At 57.2% G+C, this 21,091-nt stretch carries 14 protein-coding genes and 3 pseudogenes; 12 read left to right on the top strand and 5 right to left on the bottom strand.

What is annotated here, in order from left to right; translation table 11 throughout:
* The first annotated feature begins 22 nt into the window (after nt 1–22).
* The 7 genes and pseudogenes from hmpA to JCM25146_RS05740 all read left to right on the top strand — a co-directional run bounded on the left by hmpA (nt 23) and on the right by JCM25146_RS05740 (nt 7,063).
* On the top strand, nt 23–1,228 hold the full coding sequence (gene hmpA / locus JCM25146_RS05770; protein WP_025826534.1) for an NO-inducible flavohemoprotein: 1,206 nt from the start codon (nt 23–25) through the stop codon (nt 1,226–1,228).
* A complete protein-coding gene (locus JCM25146_RS05765; protein WP_025826532.1) occupies nt 1,225–1,593 on the top strand; it encodes a DUF488 domain-containing protein in 369 nt (122 codons plus the stop codon). Before hmpA ends, JCM25146_RS05765 begins: the two co-directional genes overlap by 4 nt.
* Before the next feature lie 19 nt (nt 1,594–1,612).
* Complete coding sequence (locus JCM25146_RS17550; protein ID WP_051544047.1) at nt 1,613–2,320, top strand: HPP family protein; 708 nt, start codon at nt 1,613–1,615, stop codon at nt 2,318–2,320.
* Nucleotides 2,321–2,584: 264 nt separating this feature from the next.
* A pseudogene (locus tag JCM25146_RS24835) lies at nt 2,585–4,157 on the top strand (HAL/PAL/TAL family ammonia-lyase).
* A pseudogene (locus JCM25146_RS24830) lies at nt 4,154–5,364 on the top strand (CaiB/BaiF CoA transferase family protein). The pseudogenes JCM25146_RS24835 and JCM25146_RS24830 overlap by 4 nt, the downstream one beginning before the upstream one ends.
* Nucleotides 5,365–5,400: 36 nt before the next feature.
* Nucleotides 5,401–6,297 carry a 3-hydroxyacyl-CoA dehydrogenase family protein gene (locus JCM25146_RS05745; protein WP_025826530.1) on the top strand — a complete coding sequence of 299 codons (897 nt, stop codon included), beginning with the start codon at nt 5,401–5,403 and terminating at the stop codon, nt 6,295–6,297.
* A complete protein-coding gene (locus JCM25146_RS05740; protein WP_025826528.1) occupies nt 6,290–7,063 on the top strand; it encodes an enoyl-CoA hydratase-related protein in 774 nt (257 codons plus the stop codon). Before JCM25146_RS05745 ends, JCM25146_RS05740 begins: the two co-directional genes overlap by 8 nt.
* Nucleotides 7,064–7,177: 114 nt before the next feature.
* Here the strand turns inward: JCM25146_RS05740 and hutI are convergent, their stop codons facing one another.
* Entirely contained in the window at nt 7,178–8,446 is a 1,269-nt protein-coding gene (gene hutI, locus JCM25146_RS05735; RefSeq protein WP_025826526.1) for an imidazolonepropionase, read from the bottom strand.
* 123 nt (nt 8,447–8,569) lie between these two features.
* Between hutI and JCM25146_RS05730 the strand changes: the two genes are divergently transcribed.
* Nucleotides 8,570–9,937 carry a formimidoylglutamate deiminase gene (locus JCM25146_RS05730; protein ID WP_025826525.1) on the top strand — a complete coding sequence of 456 codons (1,368 nt, stop codon included), beginning with the start codon at nt 8,570–8,572 and terminating at the stop codon, nt 9,935–9,937.
* A 20-nt stretch (nt 9,938–9,957) separates the two neighbouring features.
* Nucleotides 9,958–10,757: pseudogene (gene hutG / locus JCM25146_RS17535) on the top strand (N-formylglutamate deformylase).
* Between the two features lie 66 nt (nt 10,758–10,823).
* Here hutG and JCM25146_RS17530 read toward each other — a convergent pair.
* Complete coding sequence (locus JCM25146_RS17530; RefSeq protein ID WP_025826523.1) at nt 10,824–11,390, bottom strand: HutD/Ves family protein; 567 nt, start codon at nt 11,388–11,390, stop codon at nt 10,824–10,826.
* A 186-nt stretch (nt 11,391–11,576) separates the two neighbouring features.
* Between JCM25146_RS17530 and hutC the strand changes: the two genes are divergently transcribed.
* Complete coding sequence (hutC, locus tag JCM25146_RS05715) at nt 11,577–12,302, top strand: histidine utilization repressor (RefSeq protein ID WP_025826521.1); 726 nt, start codon at nt 11,577–11,579, stop codon at nt 12,300–12,302.
* A gap of 91 nt (nt 12,303–12,393) precedes the next feature.
* Nucleotides 12,394–13,893, top strand: a complete 1,500-nt coding sequence (locus JCM25146_RS05710) for an HAL/PAL/TAL family ammonia-lyase (protein ID WP_025826519.1) — start codon at nt 12,394–12,396, stop codon at nt 13,891–13,893.
* Between the two features lie 92 nt (nt 13,894–13,985).
* Here JCM25146_RS05710 and JCM25146_RS05705 read toward each other — a convergent pair whose 3' ends face one another.
* The 3 genes from JCM25146_RS05705 to JCM25146_RS05695 form a co-directional block, all read right to left on the bottom strand.
* Nucleotides 13,986–15,197: an MFS transporter gene (locus tag JCM25146_RS05705; RefSeq protein WP_025826517.1), complete on the bottom strand. Its 1,212-nt coding sequence runs from the start codon at nt 15,195–15,197 to the stop codon at nt 13,986–13,988.
* Nucleotides 15,198–15,312: 115 nt separating this feature from the next.
* Nucleotides 15,313–17,010: a urocanate hydratase gene (hutU, locus tag JCM25146_RS05700; protein WP_035372058.1), complete on the bottom strand. Its 1,698-nt coding sequence runs from the start codon at nt 17,008–17,010 to the stop codon at nt 15,313–15,315.
* Nucleotides 17,011–17,057: 47 nt separating this feature from the next.
* Nucleotides 17,058–19,421 carry a TonB-dependent receptor gene (locus JCM25146_RS05695; protein WP_159101959.1) on the bottom strand — a complete coding sequence of 788 codons (2,364 nt, stop codon included), beginning with the start codon at nt 19,419–19,421 and terminating at the stop codon, nt 17,058–17,060.
* Nucleotides 19,422–19,975: 554 nt separating this feature from the next.
* Here JCM25146_RS05695 and JCM25146_RS05690 point away from each other — a divergent pair.
* Nucleotides 19,976–20,986, top strand: coding sequence for a 2OG-Fe(II) oxygenase (locus JCM25146_RS05690; RefSeq protein WP_025826513.1), 1,011 nt, complete (start codon nt 19,976–19,978; stop codon nt 20,984–20,986).
* Nucleotides 20,987–21,091 lie beyond the last annotated feature (105 nt).

Here is a 21,091-nt window from a genome sequence, read left to right as displayed (position 1 = left end):
TACACCTTATAAAGAAGCGATCATGGCAGCCCCACTGGACGACGCAACCCGCGCAATAGTCAAAGCCTGCGTTCCCGCACTGGAAGCGCACGGCCTTACCATCACTCAGGAGATGTACAAACGTCTGCTGGCCACACCCGAAATCCGCGACCTGTTCAACATGTCGCACCAGAAGGATGGTGAGCAGCCAAGGGCGCTGGCACTGGCCGTGCTTGCCTATGCCCGCCATATTGATGACCTTGGCACACTGGGTGGCATGGTCGAACGCATTGCCGAAAAACATGTCGGCCTGAACATTCTGCCCGAGCATTATCCCTTTGTGGCCACTGCGCTGCTGGGTGCTATTGCCCATGTGCTGGGCGATGCAGCAACGCCGGAAGTGCTGGACGCGTGGGGCAAAGCCTACTGGTTCCTGGCCGATATTCTGATCGGGCGTGAAGGCCAGATTTACCACGCGCATGAAACCGCCCCCGGTGGCTGGACCGGCTGGCGCAGCTTTACCGTAAGCACCCGTGTGCGTGAGAGCGAGAATATTACCTCGTTCGTACTGACCCCGACAGATGGCAAGCCGGTCATGCGCCACCAGCCCGGCCAGTACCTCAGCTTCCGGCTGGACATTCCCGGCCATGGCTCGCAGCGCCGCAACTACAGCATTTCCTCCGCCCCCAGCGACAGCAGCTACCGCATCAGTGTCCGGCGGATGGGTGGTGGTGTCGTGTCCGAATGGCTGCATGACAGCGTGCAACCCGGCACGGAACTTCAGGTCTCTGCTCCGGCGGGTGATTTTACACTGAGTGAGCCGTCCTCGGCTCCGGTTGTACTGCTCAGCGCAGGTGTTGGGCTTACCCCCATGATCTCCCTGCTGGGTGCGCTAACATCGGCACAAACACCTGCCGCCATCCGTTATATTCACACAACGCCTTCAACCGACACCGAAGCCTTTGGAGAGTACATCAACACTCTGGCACAATCGGGGAAAATTCAGGCAGACGTGTTCTATAGCCAAAAGGCCCCCACCAGTGCACATGGTGCTGTGACCCAACACACGGGGCGGATGACGCAGGACTGGCTGAAGAGCCAGATCGACCCGCGTGCGACATACTACATCTGCGGTCCCGACAGCTTTATGCGGGATGTGATTGCAACACTCAGAGAGGCCGGTTTGCCAAAAGCTCAGCTACGTTACGAATTTTTCGGGTCGGCCAGCGATGCCGATCTGGTTACGTGACCCACAAACCCCATATTCAGGTCAGGCGGGTTTATGACCCGCCTGAAGCCGATGATGGCGCACGGGTTCTGGTCGATCGTCTCTGGCCACGCGGGGTCAGCAAAGAGCGCGCGCATCTGGACCTGTGGCTGAAAGATATTGCCCCCTCCACCGCCCTGCGGGAGTGGTTCAACCACGACCCGGCAAAATGGTCTGCTTTTGGGGAACGTTATCAGGCGGAACTCTCAGCCAATCCGGTTGCGGTGGCCCAGATTATGGCGCTCATCAAACAAGGACCGGTCACACTGCTTTATGGCGCGCGGGACACTGAACACAACGAGGCCGTTGTGCTGGCGGCATGGCTGGATAAACACGACAAAGACTGAACCCCGGCGAGGACTTGTCATGATTTTGCATCTTGGCGCGCTGGCCGGGCGTCTGTCCATACCTGTTGGGCGCGCCAGCCGCATGGAGTTGCTGGGTGCTACCGGAGCACTCCTTGGCATTACGCTTACAGCCCTGCTCAGCAGCCTGCTCGCGCATTCGGCATTTCCTTTTATTGTGGCACCCCTTGGTGCATCGGCGGTTCTGCTGTTTGCAGTGCCTGCCAGCCCCCTAGCCCAGCCCTGGTCCATTGTGGGGGGCAATACTCTGAGTGCCGCCGTGGGAGTGGCCGTCTCCCTTACTGTGTCCAACATGGCCATAGCTGCGGGCCTGTCTGTGGCACTCGCCATTGTCGTCATGATCATGACGCGCTCCCTGCACCCTCCCGGTGGGGCTGCGGCCCTGACTGCCGTTCTGGTGCACCCCTCCGCCACCAGCCTGTCTGCCGCATTGCTTTTCCCTTTTCTGCCGGTGGCGCTGAACTCCCTTATTCTGGTTCTTGTGGGGGTGCTGTTTCACAAAATATCCGGGCACCGTTACCCGCACTCGGCCGAGGCCGCACCTGCCTCCCCCTCCCAGCGGCTGGCCATGGAAGATATTGAGGCAGCCCTGACAACTATGGGCGATGCGTTTGACATAGACCCCGCGGATCTACAGCACCTGCTACTCCTTGCCGAACAGCACGCGCTGGAAAGAACAACCAGAACCACTCCTGACAACAAAGCGTAACATAGGGGCGTGAGCCTGCCCCCAATACCGGCAGTTCGTCTGGCGGGTCGTAACACTGTTTTTGCACGTTCTGCCGCCACGAGGGCGCGCAATGTGAAAAACATGAGCCTGAGTGCCAGAACAGTGCCGGGTTGTTGCGCCCGGCTGCTGCACGCATGTTTTTTGCCCATGGCGCACGAATCATTCGATACGATGTTGCAATATTATTTAATGTATATACAACCAAAGAGGCGGTACGCATGCGCGGAATAGGATTCAGGCCCAATGAGCGTCCAATACGAGACCTCCTGTAAAAAAGAGCACACCCCCACTCAACCTGTTACGTTTGGCACACACACAACCACGATTGCCGAGATCGTTGCCGTGGCCTATGGAGCACCTGTTGTTGTGGATGAGGGCGCACTGGCGGCACTCCACGCGCTACAGGCCAGCCTACAGGACGCCATCGCCCAGAAGCGCCCCGTTTATGGCCTGACCACAGGGGTCGGTGACCAGTACTCGGTTCTGCTTTCTGCTGAAGAAATCAGCAATGCTCAGATTGGCATGCTCCGCAGCCATGCCTGCGGCATAGGCGCGCCACACCCCCACACGGTCGTGCGCGCCATTATGGCCACCATGCTCCGTGCACTCCTGCAAGGCCATAGTGGCGTGGGCACAGCCCTTGTGACCACAATGGCGGCCATGCTGAACAGGGGGGTCATTCCCTGTTCCCCCTCCAAAGGGTCTGTGGGCTACCTGATTGCCACAGCCCATATCGGTCTGGTTATTTTTGGGGAGGGAGAAGCCACCTACAGGGGCGAGCGCCTGCCCGGCCGTGTTGCCATGGAGCGGGCGGGTTAACCCCCCTCACCCCCGGCCCGCGTGAAGGGCATGCCCTGATCAGTGGCACATATGAGATTACAGCCATTGGTGCTCTGGCCTTTGAGCAAGCCCGCCGTGCGGTGGAACTGGCTGATCTGGCAGGCTGTATGACGCTGGAAGCATTGCGTGGGAACAGCCGTGGCTATGACCCTGACCTGCAAAGCCTGCGCCCCCATCCGGGGCAGGTCCACACGGCTGCCGTTCTCAGGCAGCTTCTGGCCGACAGCCAGATCATGGCTGCAAACCGGGACCACCGCTTGCAGGATGCGCTCAGCCTGCGCTGCATTCCACAGGTGCATGGCGCAGTCAGGGACGCCATGCACTATGTCGGGCAGGTGCTGGAGACCGAAATAAACGCAGTAACCGACAACCCGGTTTTTTTCTGGCGCAACAATACCTACGAGGCCCTACCGGGCGGGAACGGGCACGGTGCGCCCACGGCTCTGGCGCTGGACACACTGGCCATTGCCATTGCTCCATCAGCAACATGTCGCAAGCCCGCTCCGACCGGCTGACCAACACGTATTTAAGCGGCCTGCCGCCTTTTCTGGCCCCAAAGGGCAGTGGGCTTTCCGGCCTGATGATCCCCCCTTATGCCGCAGCCGCAGCCGCGGCAGAAAACAGGTGCCTTGCCACTCCCTCCTCCGTGAACAGCCTGTCCACCTGTGCCGGGCAGGAAGACCATACCAGCATGGGGGTGTATGCGGCCCAAAAAGCCCATACCGCGGCAGACAACGCGCTGGATGTTATTTGCATAGAGTTCCTGTGCGCCGCACAGGCACTGGAATACCACCAGCCCCTGCGTGCTGGCAGGGCTGTGCAGGCAGCGTATGAGGCCATTCGCGCCCATGTCCCACCCCGCCACGCGGACACTGCACTCCACCCCGAGCTAGGCGCTATCCGCACACTCATGGACACGGGTGTCCTCAGCGCCTGCGTGCAGGACGCTCTGGCCCCCTCACCCTCAGGAGAATGACCGTGACCGCTGCATCATCACCATGCCTGCCATTGCAGGGTGTTAAGGTTCTGGATTTATCCCGGGTTCTGGCAGGACCTTTGTGCGCCGCCATGCTGGCAGACCTTGGGGCGAATGTCACCAAGATCGAACGGCCAGACGGAGGGGATGATTCCCGCGCGTTCGGGCCTTACCTTAACGGAGAGAGCACCTACTTCATGCTCCTCAACAGAGGTAAAAAAAGCATCACCCTTGACCTTAAAAAAGAAGATGGCATGGCCATTTTTCTCAAACTGGTCAAACAGGCTGATGTTCTGGTCGAAAACTTCAGGCCCGGCGTAACAGCCCGTCTGGGCATTGATTATGCCAGCCTCCACGCCATTAACCCCCGCCTTGTCTACGTCAGTATTTCAGGCTTTGGGCAGGAAGGCCCCCTAGCCCAGCGCGCGGCCTATGACCACGTCATTCAGGCCATAGGCGGGATTATGAGCAGCACCGGCTGGCCGTCCACCGGGCCAACAAGGTGGGTGACCCCATTGCCGATGTGGTATCCGGCCTGTATGGCGCATGGGGCGCACTGGCAGGCATTCTCCAACGCCAGATCAGCGGTAATGGTACCCATGTTGATGTGGCCATGCTGGATGCTGTTATTTCGCTTCAGGTTGTCTCACTCGCGCAGCTTATGGGGGGTGCTCCCCCACCCGGCCTGCTGGGCAATGCCCATGCCATCAGCGCTCCGATGGACACATTCCCGACCACAGATGGGGAGATTGTTATTGCCGTAGCCAATGACAGCCTGTTTACACGCCTAGCAAAAGCCATAGGCCAGCCCGAGCTGGATCAGGACCCCCGTTTTAGTTCCGACCCACAGCGCCACCAGAATCAGGACACCCTGAAAACCATCCTGAGCGCATGGTCCAGCACTCTGACCACGCAGGAGGCCATGACCATACTGGTCACAGCAGGTGTGCCCGCAGCCCCGGTCAACACCCTTGTCGACGCACTACAGAGCCCGCATGTGCAGGAGCGCGGCATTGTAAAGCAGGTTGAACACCCCGTTGCCGGTCCCATACAGATTATTCCCCAACCTGTACGCTTTAATGGGCTCAACCCCGCGCCAGAGCGTGCGGCCCCGGTTCTGGGCGCACACACCGATACGATCTTGCACGATGATCTGGAACTGTCGGACGCGCAGATCGCACAGCTCCGCGCAGACCATGTGCTTTAAGCCCGGGCAGAACAGACAATGACGGACACCGCACACATGACCCAAAGTAAAATTGCCGTTGTCGGTGCGGGGACCATGGGCGCAGGCATTGCCAGCGTCTTTGCCGCACTCGGGTGGCAGGTTGCCCTGTACTCACGCAGTCAGACCACGCTGGATACCGCCAGAAGCATTGTAGAGGCCGGTGCTGGCAGTGCTGCTGCCCATGTTCTTTACACCACATCCTTGCAGGCCTGCCTGGAAAATGCCGATGTGGTCAGTGAAAATCTGGCTGAAAACCCTGAACTGAAAAAAACAGTTCTGCGGGAGGTTGAACAACAGGTTCCACCAACCTGCCTGTTAAGCACCAACACCTCCAGCGTGCCCATTACCCAACTGGCGACAGCCCTGCGCTGCCCACAAAGGTTGATTGGCATACACTGGTTCAACCCCCCTCAGGTCATGCCACTGGTGGAAATTGTGCTGGGGGAAGCAACAGCGGATGACGTTGTGGCTCAGGCACAAGCACTAGCCAAAGCTGCGGGTAAAGCCTCCATCATCGTCCGTCAGGACTGTCCGGGCTTTGTGGTCAACCGCCTGCAATACGCCATGCTGCGCGAGGCCCTTTTTCTGGTCGAACAGGGGGTTGCCAGCATGGCCGATGTGGACCTGGCGGTTGAGAGCACACTGGCGCCGCGCTGGTCCGCATGTGGGCCATTACGCCTGATGGACATGGCCGGACTGGATACGGTGAAAAATGTCTCCGCCATTCTTATGCCCGCCCTGAGCAACGCCACGGATATTCCTGCTCTGGTAACGCAACGGGTTGCTGAAGGCGCACTCGGCACCAAAACCGGACGGGGTTTTTACCCGTGGACGGAAGAAAGTGCTGCATCCGCCCGCAGCAGACGAGACCAGATGGTCACCCATGCACGCAAGGTCGCTAGCCATGACTGAACCACTCATCCTCAAGCAAAAACAGGGCTGTATCGGGCAGATTACCCTCAACCGCCCCCAAAAGCTGAACGCGCTCAGCCTGCCTATGCTGGCCGAACTTGTCGCAACCATACGGGAATACGATGCAGCTACAGATGTGCGGGCCATTGTCATCTGCGGGCAGGCACGCGCCTTTGCCGCCGGGGCGGATGTGGGCACACTTGCCCAGAGTGGCGCCATAGCCCTGTACACCAGCGGATTTAGCGAACACTGGGACCAGATTGCCGCCTGCCAGACCCCGATCATAGCCGCAGTGCAGGGCTATGCGCTGGGCGGCGGACTGGAACTGCTGATGGCGTGCGATATTATTATTGCAGCCCCAGACGCTGTTTTTGGGCTGCCTGAAACCACACTGGGCATTATCCCCGGTGCAGGAGCCACACAAAGGCTGACCCGCACACTAGGCAAGTCCCTTGCCATGGAAATGGTTCTGGCCGGGCGCAGGCTCACGGCAACAGAAGCCTGCACACAAGGGCTGGTCAGCCAGATAACACAAGCAGGCGAGGCCGTCTCCACCGCCATGGCAGTGGCCGAACGCATTGCTCAGGCTGGCCCGCTGGCTACACACATGGCCAAAGCGGCCCTGCTGGCCAGCTATGACATGCCGCTTACTGCGGGCATCAAATATGAACGTACACTCTCCGCACTGGTCGCCGCGAGCGAGGACCGGCAGGCGGGCTTGAGTGCCCTTGCAAGCAAAACCAAGCCTATTTTTCACGGACGTTAAAATCAGACGCCACTACAAGGCAGCGCCCTGCAACCCGGCTTTGTGCCTGCTACCAGCACTCTCTACCAGACATGCCGGGGGCAGCGGGCCTGCCCCCAACACATCTTTGCTGGACTATACGGCAGGGGATAGCGCGCAGTTCTGTGGGTCCACCACCACACGGCCACCAAAAATGACCCCACGTGGTTTTCTGCCCCCGATCCAGTAAGACAGTTCATGGGGGCCTGCCATGTCCCATAGGGCCATATCCGCCTGACAGCCGGGCTTGAGCATACCCAGACTTTGCTCCAGCCCCAGTGCGCGCGCACCTACGGTTGTGACGGCCCTGAATGTTTCCTCCGGTGTCATTCTGAACAATGTGCAGGCCATGTTCATTACACCGGGCAGGCTTAATATGGGGGAAGTTCCGGGGTTGCAGTCCGTTGCCAGCCCCATGGGTACACCATAGTGACGGAACAGATTGATAGGAGGCACCTTGCTCTCCCGGATAAAGTAGAATGCGCCGGGCAGCAGCATAGCAACTGTGCCAGCCTGCGCCATACAGCTTACGGCTTCCTCATTCACATATTCCAGATGGTCAGCAGACAGCGCACCGTAACGCGCAGCCAGCAGCCCGCCGCCACTGGCCGACAACTGGTCGGCATGAATACGCACGGGCAGCTTGAGCTCCTGCGCCCTGCTGAACAGTTTTTCGGCCTGTTCTGTGGAAAACGCTATATTTTCACAAAAAACATCCAGACTATCTACCAGATTTTCTGCCATCAGGCATGGCAGCATCTCTTCACTCAGGTGGCGGATGTACTCGTCAGCGCGGCCAACGTATTCTTCTGGCAGAGCGTGCGCACCCAAAAACGTGGTGTGTACATGTACAGGCAAGCGGCGCGCCAGTTCCCGCGCAACGCGCAGTTGCTTCAACTCATCACGCGTGCGCAGACCATAACCGGATTTGACCTCTATGGCCGTTGTGCCCGACGCAATCATCTCCTGCACACGGGGGATGGCCTTATGGAGTAACTCCTCCTCCGTGGCATCACGCGTGGCCCGGACCGTGGAGAGAATTCCCCCGCCCTGACGCGCAATCTCCTCATACGACACGCCATGAAGGCGGAGGGAGAACTCGGCACTCCGGTCACCACCAAAAACAACATGCGTATGCGCATCCACCAGACCAGGCGTCATCCACAGTCCCTGCCCGTGGCGCAGTTCGCGCGCAAGCGTATGGGCGGAGGCAGGCAGATCCTCCATAGCCCCGACCCATGCAATCTTGCCGTCCTGCACAGCCAGAGCGCCATTGCGTATGCAGCCAAAGCCATCCTCCCCGGATATCCGCTCTGGGTCAGAGGTCGCCAGATGGACGTCCAGCCACAAAGTATCCCACGTCATAGCCTGTTCCTTTTATTCTTCGACTGACCCAGCAATATATGTATATACAACTATGTCAATTCCGTTATAGTTTCGAAACAGACCCGTTGTGGTGAACCCTTGCTTGAGCTCGCAGAACTTCAGATGTCCGATCTTTTTGCACGACAGGCCCTCCTCCCCGATGGATGGCACCAGAATGTTACAATAACTCTTGCCAAGGACGGCACCTTTGCAAAGGTTACGCCCAACAGCGCAGCCCCCGCAGGCGTGGAGCAGGTAGCCTGTGTTGTGCCACCCATGCCCAACCTGCACTCACACGCCTTCCAGCGCGCCATGTCCGGTCTGGGGGAAAAACGCGCCAACCCGGACGATACATTCTGGACATGGCGCAAGCTCATGTATCAGCTCGCGCACCGCATAACGCCCGAGCAGATGCACGCCATCTCCGCTTACCTGTATGCAGAAATGCTGTGTGCAGGGTACACGCAGGTTGCTGAATTCCATTACCTGCACAACGCGCATGACGGCGCGGCCTATGCCCAGAAGGCCACACTCTCCCTCTGTCTGGCCAATGCGGCGGAAGAAGCGGGCATGGGCCTGACCCTGCTACCCACACTGTACACCTATGCGCTTTGGCAAAAACCACTGCAAGATGCCCAAAAACGCTTTGCCAGCACGCCAGAACTCATCGCCGATATTGTAACCGCCACACAGGCAGCCACACAGGATTCTAAACTGGTCAGGGTAGGTGTTGGCCTGCATTCACTCCGCGCTGTAGCACTCGATACGGTCGCCGACATGCTACGCATTGCAGGCCCGCATACGCCCGTCCACATCCATATTGCAGAACAGATGCAGGAAGTGCGGGACTGCATAGCGGCAACCGGCCAGCGCCCGGTGGAGCATCTGCTCACCCACGCCCCGGTCGATGCACGCTGGTGCCTTGTGCATGCCACCCATCTGACTGAAGCCGAAACACAGGCTCTGGCAAAAAGTGGGGCCATAGCGGGCCTTTGCCCGATTACGGAAGCCAATCTGGGCGATGGTATTTTCCCTCTGGCAGACTACGTCAGCCATAATGGCCGCTTCGGGCTGGGGAGCGACAGTAATATTCTTCTCAGCCCATGGGAGGAATTGCGGATTTTGGAATACAGCCAGCGCCTGCACCACCAGAAGCGCTGCGTCGGCCTACCATCGAAGCATCTTGGCTCTACCGGCGGCTGGCTCTACCGCGAGAGCCTGAAAGGCGGCGCACAGGCCTGTGGCCTGCCTGAGTGGGGCCTGCAAGCCGGAGCCCGCGCGGACCTGTGCGTGCTGGATACAGAGGCGTTTCTCCTCCCCGACCTGATGGGGGATGATGTGCTGGACGCTGCCATTTTCTCGCAGACAGCGCCGCCGGTGCTGCATGTGATGAGTGCCGGGCAATGGCGCGTGCGTGACAGACAACACCACAACGCCACCGCCCTGCGTCAGGCGTTCCGTCAGGCGGTGCGTCCGCTCCTGTCCAATTAACTCCAAGCAGGCCCAAAAGCATGAGCGATATTTTTACGTATTCTCCCGGTCAGTTGCCTCTTCTGGTCACTATTCCCCACTCTGGCACCCTGCTCGCCCCCGGCATGGAGGCGCGCCTGACACCTAATGCACGCACACTGCCGGACACGGACTGGTACGTGGACCACCTTTACGCCTGCGCACACACACTGGGTGCCAGCACCTGCGGGCACGCTATTCACGCTATGTCACGGACCTGAACAGGGGGGCGGACAATGCGGTGCTCTACCCCGGCCGCCCCAGCACAGGTGTTGTGCCAACACATACCTTTGATGGTACCCCCCTTTATCTGGCCGGGCAGGAGCCGGACGAGGCCGAAATACAGGAGCGTATCAGCTCGTACTGGCACCCCTACCACAACGCCATAACAGCGGAACTGGAGCGACTACGGGCCAAATGGGGCTGGGCTATCCTGTGGGATGCGCATTCCATCCGCTCGCAGATTCCGCATCTGTTTGAAGGTACGCTCCCGACCCTTAACTTTGGCACAAACAGCGGCGCAAGCTGTGCAGCCAGTTTGGCGGAGCAGCTTGTGCAGCACGCAGCACAAAACAGCAACTACACGCATGTGCTCAATGGTCGCTTCAAGGGTGGATATACAACCCGCCATTACGGGCAGCCACAGAACGGCATCCATGCCGTGCAGCTTGAGCTGGCCCAGTCCGCCTACCTTGCCAGCGAGGATGCACCATGGCCCATGAGCCTGCCCGCCGCAGCCCAGCTTGGCCAGTTAATAGAAGGCCTGCTCAAACTTGCCATTGCCTACCGGCCTGACAGGTAAAAGCGCGCAACACACCCCGGCGGCACTTTACCAAACCGTGCCACCGGGGCATTTGCCCCTAAGCCTTCAGCCCGCCCCATCTGTTACAGCGAACACACCATAGGCCAACGGGGCCTCCCCCTCTTCCGGGGCCAAATCCAACGTCTGCGGGGTGGAAGAGCGTAAAAAGGAGGCTCCCGCTGCAACGCGCACCTCCTCCTCTGGCGGCACGGCACCAATACGCCAGACACCCCGCACAGGCACAAGAGCGAGCAGACCGTCCACCCTGCATGCCTGTGTTATCGGGCGCAATAGATGGCGCTGCCCGGCACCGTACATCAGGTTCAGCACCTGCACCGGGCCATCATGCAGCATGCCAGTCAGCGCAAGATTGCCAGAAAAAGCAAAACACACACCAGCCCTATCCAGCACCATGGGGGCAAGCGCCTGATCCTGTGGCTGAAGAGAAAGGCCATGGCCACGCATCAGACCAATTTCGCGCGTCAGCCCCTCAAAAATGGAGAAGCTGGAGGACGTCCGGATTTCTGCCAGACTGAGCCGCCATGTGGCATCACCCCCCAGCACACGGGTCAGCCCCTGTCCGTTTTTCCAAGGCTCCCAGTTACAATCCTCAAAAAAAACAGCCTGAGACATGCTCGCGATACCTTATACAATCAAACTGTCTTTATTGGTTTTCCCGGGCAGGCAATGTCAATACGGCAGGGTCGTATTGTAGGCGGTAAATACAATGTACCGCATTCCCATAATTTTCCTATGCTCGCTTTTTGCGCCACCAATGCTAAGGTGTGCGCAATCAGGCAACGATTTCATGGAATAACCGTGTCACAGACTCTGAAAAAAAACCGTTCTGCCTCTCGTTATGTACAGGTCAAAACCTTTATTACCGACCGTATTAACAAGGGGGAATGGAATGTTGGCTACCGCCTTCCTTCCGAGAACGAACTTGTTGAACAACTTGGCATTTCACGCATGACGGTGCATCGCGCCCTACGTGAACTGACAGCAGACGGTATTGTGACACGCGCACAAGGGGTTGGCACCTTTGTGGCCAAACCAGCCAAACGGGTAGAACTGCTGGAAATCCGCGATATTGTTGATGACATTGTTGCCAGCGGCAACAACTACCGCGCTCAGGTTCTGGCGCTGGAAATGATCCGGGCCAACAGTGATCTGGCCATTGCCTTTGACCTGCGACCGGGAGCGCGGCTTTTTCGCTCCCTGATTGTGCATTACGAAGACGACACCCCACTCCAGCTAGAAGAACGCTTTGTTCTGCCCTCCTTTGCACCGGATTATCTGGAGCAGGATTTTACCACGACCATTCCCCACCGCTACCTGTTTGGCATTGCGGGCCCAGAGGAAATTGAACACGTGGTATTTGCTGTCTCCCCCTCCCCCAGCATGTCCAAGGATTTGCAGATTGGCCAGCATGATGCCTGCCTGCAACTTGTCCGGCGCACATGGGTGGACAATCATGTCGTTATGAAAGGGATTTTTACCTACCCCGGCAACCGTTACAGCTTTGGTGGGCATTACAAACCCTAATCGGGGCAGGCTCCGTATTGTCTGATTGACAGCGTGGAAAATAGCATGAAACATACTTGTACATACAATAGTGCAGGTAGTAATCCGACCCATGCCCGATACGCGACAAACCCTGTTACTGGATGCCCCCCTTACCCCCCAGCAGGTCTGGGATATAGCGCAGAACACCGTAAAGCTGGACCTGTCCAGCGCGGCGCGCCTACGCATCCGCCATGCCAACACCAGCCTGCGCCAGCTCATTGAAGGTGACACCCCTATTTATGGCCTGAATACAGGCGTAGGGGGGTTATCCGAGCAGAGAATATCCGCCGCACAGCAGGCTGAACTGTCCAAAAAAATTCTGTTCAGCCATGCCGTGGGCGTTGGCCGCCCGCTGGACGCTGCACAGACACGTGCAATTATGGCCTGTGCCATCAATTCCTATGCACTGGGTTATACTGGTGTTCGGGAAGATATTCCTGACAGGCTGCTCGCCCTGCTCAACAGCAACAGCCTGCCCATTATTCCCAGCGAAGGCTCGGTGGGTTATCTGGTCCATATGGCGCATATTGCACTGGCGCTCATCGGCCACGGCACGCTGCAAACACCCACAGGGCTAGAACCCGCAGCCCTTGTCCTGCAAAAACTGGGCTTTGCCCCCTTGCAGCCAGAAGCTAAGGAAGGGCTTGCACTGGTCAATGGGCTGGCCTGTGCAACCGGGCTTGGGTGCCTGAGTGCGCACAGCCTGAGCACAACCCTGCATTGGGCCGACCGGATTGCCGCTGCAACATTTGATATTATGGGCGGCCAAAGCCGGGCGTTTGACCCGCGCTCCGCAGCCTTGCGCACCATGCCCGGCGGGCAGCATGTTTCCGCCAGATTACGCGCACTGACACAGGGTTCCGCACACCTTGCCGCACGGCAGGGCGGTAGAACACAGGACGCCCTGAGCCTGCGCGCCGTCCCCCATATTCATGGTAGCGTGCATGACGCGCTTGAGGGCATTGAGCGCACACTGGCGCAGGAACTCAATAGCCTGTCTGATAACCCCGCAATTATTAACATTGACAACCAACCACAGGCTTTTTCTCAAGCGCATGCGGTTGGGGCCAGTCTGGCCCGGATTATGGATGAAGCCGCACTGGCCGCAGCATCGCTCGGCGCTGTTGCGGAGCGGCGGCTTGACCGGATGGTCAACCCGCTTGTCAGCCCCTTCCCCGCCTTTTTACCGAGCGATAGCGGCACAGGAAGCGGGTTTATGATCGCGCAGTACACAGCCTGTGCTCTAGTTGGGCAGAACCGGCGTCTGGCGGCACCTGCCAGTCTGGACGGGGGGATTACCTCTGGATTGCAGGAGGATATTCTGGTCCACGCCACACCTGCGGCCCTTAAAGCCCAAAGCGTTGTGGACAATACCCGCACCATCCTTGCCATTGAACTGCTGGCACTGTGCCAGGCCATAGACCTTGCCGGGCTTTACCCTGATCTGGCCCCAAAAACACAGGAGCTTTACACACAGGTCCGCGCCCAAGTGTCCTATTATCAGGAAGACCACCCTTTAGCGGATGATATTGCAACCATTACCCACTGGCTTGGAACTACCCAGCCCTGAGACAAGGGCACACCAATCCCTGACACCATGCAGTAAGGCGGCTGTCACAGCCGCCTTTTTTGTGTGCCACCCCAGCGCTTGCTTTGGCAGGGTTAGACCATTTCCAGATGCGCTTCATGCTCTGTGGGTGCCATAGTGGACTTGTGTAATGCTCTAAAAAGAACCGGCAATGCAAAAGGCAAGGGGGCGACACACATCAGGAATCCACAAATCCCAAGCACAGTAAAAGAGGTATGGTCAACCAGCAGACCACCTAGTGGCGCGCCCAGCGCATAGCCCATGCGGTCCATGCCACCACAAAACGTGCCAACACGGCCACTGCCATCCAGCGTTGCCGCACTCCCCAGCAACCATGCGTAGGACAACATGGCACAATTCCAGTACAGAACCACACCAACACCATAGCTCAGAGCATCCCACGCCACGCAGGTCAGCAGGCACCCGGCCCCGGTTCCCAGCAGGGTCAACAGTAAAACCGTCTCCCTGCGCCAGCGATGGGCCAGAGCAGCCCCAACCAGACTGGCAAGAACACTGGTAACAATGCCAACGGTCGAGAGAGAGACAATAAAGTCAGGGGTAAGGCCAAGGTTGCGGCCCATACGCTCCGCAAAGGACCATGCCATACTGGACCCCAGAGAACAGCCAACCCACACGCACAGTAGGGCAATGGCCCCACCTGTTAGCAGCGGTCCACCCTTTTGCTGCCGGGTGACCGGCCTGCAAGCATGCACGTGGCGGAAGCTGAGAACAGATGGCATGGCAAGCAGCATGATACAGGCCACAGCCAGAAAAACACCTAACGGGCCGAAATACCGTGTGCTGACAGGCACAAGAGCAATGACAGACACAATAATGACCAGTCCGCCCCCACTGGCAATGGCGTATATCCGCTCGGGGTTCAGGGAGGAGGAGACAGCGCGCACATACGAGCGGCATAGCAGGGCAGCAGAAAGGCCAAGCAGGACGGCCACACTACAGATCCAGACCTCCACCCCCGGCCCGATATACAGCAAAAGGCAGGCGACAATACCAAGAGCCATGCCAGACAAGGCAGAGTACATGACCGGTAGCGCAAGGAACACGCGCGACAGCAGGAGCATGAACAACGCAAAGGAGAAAATTTCAAAAAAACCGAAAACACCAGCCAGACTGGCCGACTGGTGCAGGCCGGTCATTAACGCATCAATCTGGAAAGGCATGATGGATGACCCCAGATGCGCGCAGCCCGAGCAGATACTCGCACCCATGGCCAGAACCAGAACGGAACGATCCTGAGCAGAGTGCGCTTGTTCTGATCTGGCCATATATCTTGCCTTTTTTGATGATGTGTTAACGAAGCAGTACGAAGAGAGCACAAGGCATACGGTATGGGCGCAGAGTGCCCGCAGAACATCTCTGGCCCATGCTCCTTACGTGGTCTCAGCTTTTGCGGGTAATCATAGGCAGATCAAGGCCTTTTTCCACCGCGCAGTTGACTGCAATGTCGTACCCTGCATCCGCATGACGCATCACACCGGTTGCCGGGTCGTTCCACAGCACGCGTTCAAGCCGGGCGGCCGCATCCTCCGTGCCATCTGCAACAATGACCATGCCCGAATGCTGCGAGAAGCCCATGCCAACGCCACCACCATGGTGAAGGGAAACCCAAGTGGCGCCAGAGGCCGTGTTAAGCAGCGCATTGAGCAGCGGCCAGTCAGACACAGCGTCCGAACCATCCTGCATGGATTCTGTTTCGCGGTTGGGGCTGGCGACCGAACCACTGTCCAGATGGTCACGACCGATGACGATGGGGGCTTTGAGTTCACCCTTGGCAACCATTTCGTTAAAGGCCAGCCCCAGACGGTGCCGATCCCCCAACCCAACCCAGCAGATGCGCGAGGGCAGCCCCTGGAACTGGATTTTCTCACGCGCCATATCCAGCCAGTTGTGCAGGTGCTTGTCGTCGGGCAGGAGTTCCTTGACCTTCTGGTCAGTCTTGTAAATGTCTTCCGGGTCTCCGGACAAAGCAGCCCAACGGAACGGACCAATCCCCCGGCAGAAAAGCGGGCGAATATAGGCCGGCACAAAACCGGGGAAAGCAAAGGCATCTTCCAGACCGTCTTCAAACGCCATCTGACGGATGTTGTTGCCATAATCAAAGGTGGGAATACCCATGCGGTGGAACGCAACCATAGCGGCGACATGCTCCCGCATGGAGGCACGGGCGGCTTTTTCCACTGCTGCGGGGTTTGTCTCCCGCATTTTGGCGGCCTGTTCCAGCGTCCAGCCAGCAGGCAGGTAACCATTCAGCGGGTCATGGGCAGATGTCTGATCCGTTACCGCATCGGGGCGGATGCCACGGCGCACCAGTTCGGGGAAAACCTCTGCCGCATTGCCCAGCAGACCAACAGAAACAGCCTCGCCTTTTGCGCAGGCGTCATGGATAATGCTCAGCGCCTCATCCAGCGTATCAACCTGCCGGTCAAGATAGCCGGTTTCCAGACGTTTGCGAATACGTGAGGGTTCGCACTCAACCGCCAGCATGGAAGCACCGGCCATAACCGCTGCCAGAGGCTGCGCGCCGCTCATGCCGCCAAGGCCGCCAGTCAAAATCCAGCGCCCTTTCAGGCTGCCGTTGTAATACTGGCGGGCCATCTCGACAAAGGTTTCATACGTCCCCTGCACAATGCCCTGCGAGCCGATGTAAATCCATGAGCCAGCCGTCATCTGGCCATACATCATCAGGCCACGCCGATCGAGTTCGTTAAACTTGTCCCAGTTGGCCCAGTGGGGCACCAGATTGGAGTTTGCAATCAGCACACGCGGCGCATTGGCATGGGTGCGGAACACCCCAACCGGCTTGCCGGACTGCACGACCAGTGTTTCCTCATCCCCCAGTCCACGAATGCATTCTACAATGCGGTCGTAGCAGGCCCAGTTACGGGCTGCCTTGCCAATGCCACCATAAACCACCAGCTCGTCCGGTTTTTCGGCCACTTCGGGGTCCAGGTTGTTCATGAGCATGCGCAATGCGGCTTCTGTCTGCCATGATTTGGCAGTTTTTTCCGTCCCATGGGCGGCCCGGATCACGCGACCGTTCGCCACAACCTGATCGGAAGAAAAGGACTCATTTTGCATAGACTTGAAACCTCTGTTTTTCTTGTAATGGACTTGACGCGATAAATTCAGAAACCGGCGGCAATAGTCATGGACGTGGTAAAGCGCGGCGCAATGTAATACTGGGGTGAAGAGCCTCCTATGCTGGAGCCGTGTATTCCCGTTACGGTCTGGGCGTTCAACTGGGGAGACGCCACACCGGAGAGCACTTTCTCATCAGTCAGATTCATGAATGCAACGCGTATTTCAGGGTTTTTAACAAACCCGAAGCTTGGAAGACGGTACCCCAAAGACAGGTTAAGGGTCTTGTAGCTCGGCATTTTTTCGTCGTTCATGAATGTCGAATACTGCGAGCCGGTGTATTTGACAGAGAATGTGCCAAAAAAGTTCCGATGATCGTAAACAATACCAATAGCCCCCTGAAAATGCGGGCTTCTGACTGCTGTTTTACCAGCCGTTGGCAGGTAGTCATTGCCAACCTGAATGTTGTTATCAATCGTTGCGTGCAGGTATTCGGCCGAAACATAGGGAGAAAACCCATGGAATGGCATTAAGCCTGCCTCAAAATCCACACCGCGCGTTGTCTGCCCACCGCCGTTAATGGTGGAGTAAACCTGCACGTTGTTCACGTAGCGCTGACTGGAAACCTGACGATTGGTAAAGTTGTAGTTGAAAAGGGCAACAGACGCATGAACGATGTTCCCCTGATACCGATACCCCAACTCTTCCGAAATTGAATATTCAGGTTTGAGGTTGGAGTTCCCCTGCGTACTGATCGCCCCGCCTGAGTAGCTGTTGTACAGCGTGTCATCAATCGGCATGAGCGTATTGGTGGTGACGTTAAAGAAGACCTGATGGTCTTTGCTGAACTTGTACGCCACGGAAAGCCGGGGAAGCGGCTGGAAGTTGTTGCTCCCCACATGGTACTGCGGCCCGGGCAGGCCGTTGGTACCTTCCTTGTTCACCATCAGCGCTTTAATGCCGCCCACAATCTTCAGCCTGTCCTGCAGGAGGGAGACCTCGTCTTGCAGGTAAAGGGCGTTTGTCTGGGTCACCGTGTGTTCTTTTTCCGCCAGATAGGGCTCGCCATTGCCCATGGTGACGTTGTGCAAACTCCATGCAGACCCAGTCAGCCCCGAAGAGGACACGCTGGAAAACGGCATGGACAGATCATCCACACCATACTGGTACCAGTAACCCAGAGTAATTTTGTGGTCGCCAAACTTGCGTGACAGAGCCGCATTGACCCCGCCCACACTCTGCGTGCCCACATAGTCGCTCCGCACACTCCCACCCGATTCATCAACACCGGGGATAGTGACGGAAACAGGCTGCGTGCCGTAGTAATTCCCTGTCTCGGACAAGGTGGAAGAGGCAGGAGAGTTCTGCCATGCTTCCAGAAAATAGGGAGTAACATTCAGTTCGGTTTTACCCGGCAGTTTGAACAGCGATGGCATGCTGAGCATGATCTGCTCCCACTTCCAGCGGTTCTGCTGCCAGTAATCCGAGCTACCGGGCGAGAAGGTTCCGCCCCATGCATAGCTGCGCCCGTAGGTGTTCCAGCTATCCTTGGTCGGGTTGGGGTTGTACATGTAGTCCATGTCAACGTAAGAGCCATTCAGCTTGATGACATCGCCGTTTTCAAAATCTTTTTTCACAGCAAAATCAACGTGCCGCCGCATCTGCCGCCCCGGACCGAGCGAGTTTTTGGCTGTTCCGTTGGAAAAAGAGACATAACCCGTCAAACCCGTGTGACCGATTTCGCCACTGTCGATGCGGCCATAAAACCGCTCCAGATTCAGTGTGCCATAGCTATAATCCACCAGCCCGCCGAACTTCTTGCCCGGGTCGCGCATGGTCGTGGTAATCTGTCCGCCTGCTGCGTTCATGACCGGGGCCGTAATGGCAGCGGAGCCCTGCGTCAGGCTGACGGACTCAATATCCTCACCATCGGCCCAGTAGGTCGGGTATCCGTTGTAGGTTTCAATGTCGTTTACGGGCATGCCTTCCCAGACCTGCCCTACTTCATTCCCACCCAGACCGCGCACGCTCAGCATGGAGTTAGCCGCAAAACCGTACGGATCACTCTGCGAAAAGTTAGCGCCCGGCGTCAGCGATACCGCCTGATAAGCCGTAGTCGTTGCTGCCTGCTTGTTGATATATTCCGACGTAACCGTGCTGCGCATATCCCCGCCGGTCTGGCGCGCCATCAGCCCACCACCGGCAATACGGCGCATCCGCCCATAAGCGCCATGCTGCAGGGCCGCGTTAACCTGCACTTCTTCCGTGCCATGCGATACAAGTGTGCGGGGTGCCGCAGCCTTAGCCTTACCCGAAGCGGCCTTGCCCGACGTAACATGCGACCCGGATGCCACCTCATGCTGCCCGGCAGCACTGCGCACGTGGGTATGATCGACAGCGGCATGCGCCAAGGCAGTGGAAGCCAGAAAGGATGCGGTTGAAAGTGCAATGTATGTCTTACACGCACGATAATGTACGATGGTTAGCATGGCACCTGCCCTGGATGGTATTTTTGTTTCAAACAAGCAATGACATTGTTTAACTTGTCTATGCAACCATATTTTTCCCTCGGACCGAAAAAACATTACGATTTAGAATTAAAAAATCTTCACCTCACGACGTAGCGTGCCGCAGTTTTGAAATATTTTTTTTGTTTTTACATGCACTTAACGTGTATTTTTTATGGCGCATCACCGCATCATGCATATTCTTGCATGCGGAAAAGTCATTTCCATCAAGAACCAAATCCCCTCGTAAAATAGGATTCGTTCGGAAATTCCGAAAAATAAAATATTGTATAGGTATGTTGTGTTCTCTTTCCTCAGTACACAACTGAACCTCACCGCGACACACCTGAATTTTCCACCATATTTTATAAAATATTATCTTCTATGCAAGAACAGGAGATTATTTTATCATTCAAAGCGCAGAACCAAGTTGTACATACATTTGTATGGGATTTATCATGCATCAGCCTGCAAGCCATATCGGGGATCCGGTTGCTCCTTTTACACAAAGAGCCAGCACCCCCACGGGCAGCCATACATTTGATATGAGTGGAGGGCGCTTTAACCTGCTTTTGTTTTGCAGCACACTCAATACGCCAACAATCGCAGATACGCTGGATGCCATTCAGGCCAACCCTCCGCCTGCAGGGCCGCCAAACTGCTCTGTTTTTATCGTCTGCTCCGGCACAATCAATTCAACAGATGCAGACTTGCAAAAGCGTTATCCACACTGCGTGTTCTTTTTTGACTGTGACCATAAAGTCCATAAGCTGTTCGGCATATCACCCAACGACCCCACCCAATGGGTCATTGTTAATCCGATGCTGCATGTTGCTGAGCGGATGCCGCATACACCACAGATATGGCAAACCCTCCATACATGGGTTAGCCAGCAGCAGGCCGTGCCACTGGGCATGGATTGTCCGGTTCCCGCACTTGTTTTGCCACATGTTCTGGAACCAGAATTCTGCGCCGCCCTCATGCATTATTACCAGACCCATGATGCCCAGCCCTCCCCCATTCTTTTTGCAGACTGGGACGGAAATCCACAGCGTGTTATCGCCCCAGACTTCAAAAGACGACATGACTGCTTTTTACGGGACAAACATCTGGTAGAGGGACTGCAAGCGCGCGTCATACGTCGGGCCGTGCCCGCTATTTTTAAAGTATTCCGCTTTCAGGCAAGCCGGATGGAGCGCCTGCTCATCAGCGCATACCATGCGGAAGATCAGGGTTTTTTTGGCCCTCATAGAGACAATACTGTTTCGTCCTCCGCACACAGGCAGTTTGCAATTTCCATCAATCTCAACAATGACTTTGACGGCGGCAGATTGTTCTTTCCAGAATTCAGCCTTCAGGAGTTTTCGGCCCCTGCGGGGGGTGCTGTCATTTTTTCCTGCGCCCTGCTCCACGCCGTAACACCCGTAACCCGAGGGAAACGCTACGCCTGCCTGCCCTTTATTTCCTGAGCAGCCCTGATGATGCAAAACACTTCCATAAATACCTACCAGAGCAGTTTTGCACTATGCCAGCACTGATATGTGCACTGTTTTTTTGGGCACATGCGAACCAAG

Source organism: Acetobacter okinawensis JCM 25146 (genome assembly GCF_000613865.1).
Classification (GTDB): domain Bacteria; phylum Pseudomonadota; class Alphaproteobacteria; order Acetobacterales; family Acetobacteraceae; genus Acetobacter; species Acetobacter okinawensis.
Note: the sequence above shows the minus strand (reverse complement) of the source record. Positions and strands in the feature narration are given on the sequence as shown.

What these genes read in the sequence shown, in the direction of transcription:
- hmpA (WP_025826534.1), top strand. Translation starts at nt 23, where the DNA reads ATGGCAGCCCCACTGGACGACGCAACCCGCGCAATAGTCAAAGCCTGC.
- JCM25146_RS17550 (WP_051544047.1), top strand. Translation starts at nt 1,613, where the DNA reads ATGATTTTGCATCTTGGCGCGCTGGCCGGGCGTCTGTCCATACCTGTT.
- JCM25146_RS05745 (WP_025826530.1), top strand. Translation starts at nt 5,401, where the DNA reads ATGACCCAAAGTAAAATTGCCGTTGTCGGTGCGGGGACCATGGGCGCA.
- JCM25146_RS05740 (WP_025826528.1), top strand. Translation starts at nt 6,290, where the DNA reads ATGACTGAACCACTCATCCTCAAGCAAAAACAGGGCTGTATCGGGCAG.
- hutI (WP_025826526.1), bottom strand. Translation starts at nt 8,446, where the DNA reads ATGACGTGGGATACTTTGTGGCTGGACGTCCATCTGGCGACCTCTGAC.
- JCM25146_RS05730 (WP_025826525.1), top strand. Translation starts at nt 8,570, where the DNA reads ATGTCCGATCTTTTTGCACGACAGGCCCTCCTCCCCGATGGATGGCAC.
- JCM25146_RS17530 (WP_025826523.1), bottom strand. Translation starts at nt 11,390, where the DNA reads ATGTCTCAGGCTGTTTTTTTTGAGGATTGTAACTGGGAGCCTTGGAAA.
- JCM25146_RS05710 (WP_025826519.1), top strand. Translation starts at nt 12,394, where the DNA reads ATGCCCGATACGCGACAAACCCTGTTACTGGATGCCCCCCTTACCCCC.
- JCM25146_RS05705 (WP_025826517.1), bottom strand. Translation starts at nt 15,197, where the DNA reads ATGGCCAGATCAGAACAAGCGCACTCTGCTCAGGATCGTTCCGTTCTG.
- hutU (WP_035372058.1), bottom strand. Translation starts at nt 17,010, where the DNA reads ATGCAAAATGAGTCCTTTTCTTCCGATCAGGTTGTGGCGAACGGTCGC.
- JCM25146_RS05690 (WP_025826513.1), top strand. Translation starts at nt 19,976, where the DNA reads ATGCATCAGCCTGCAAGCCATATCGGGGATCCGGTTGCTCCTTTTACA.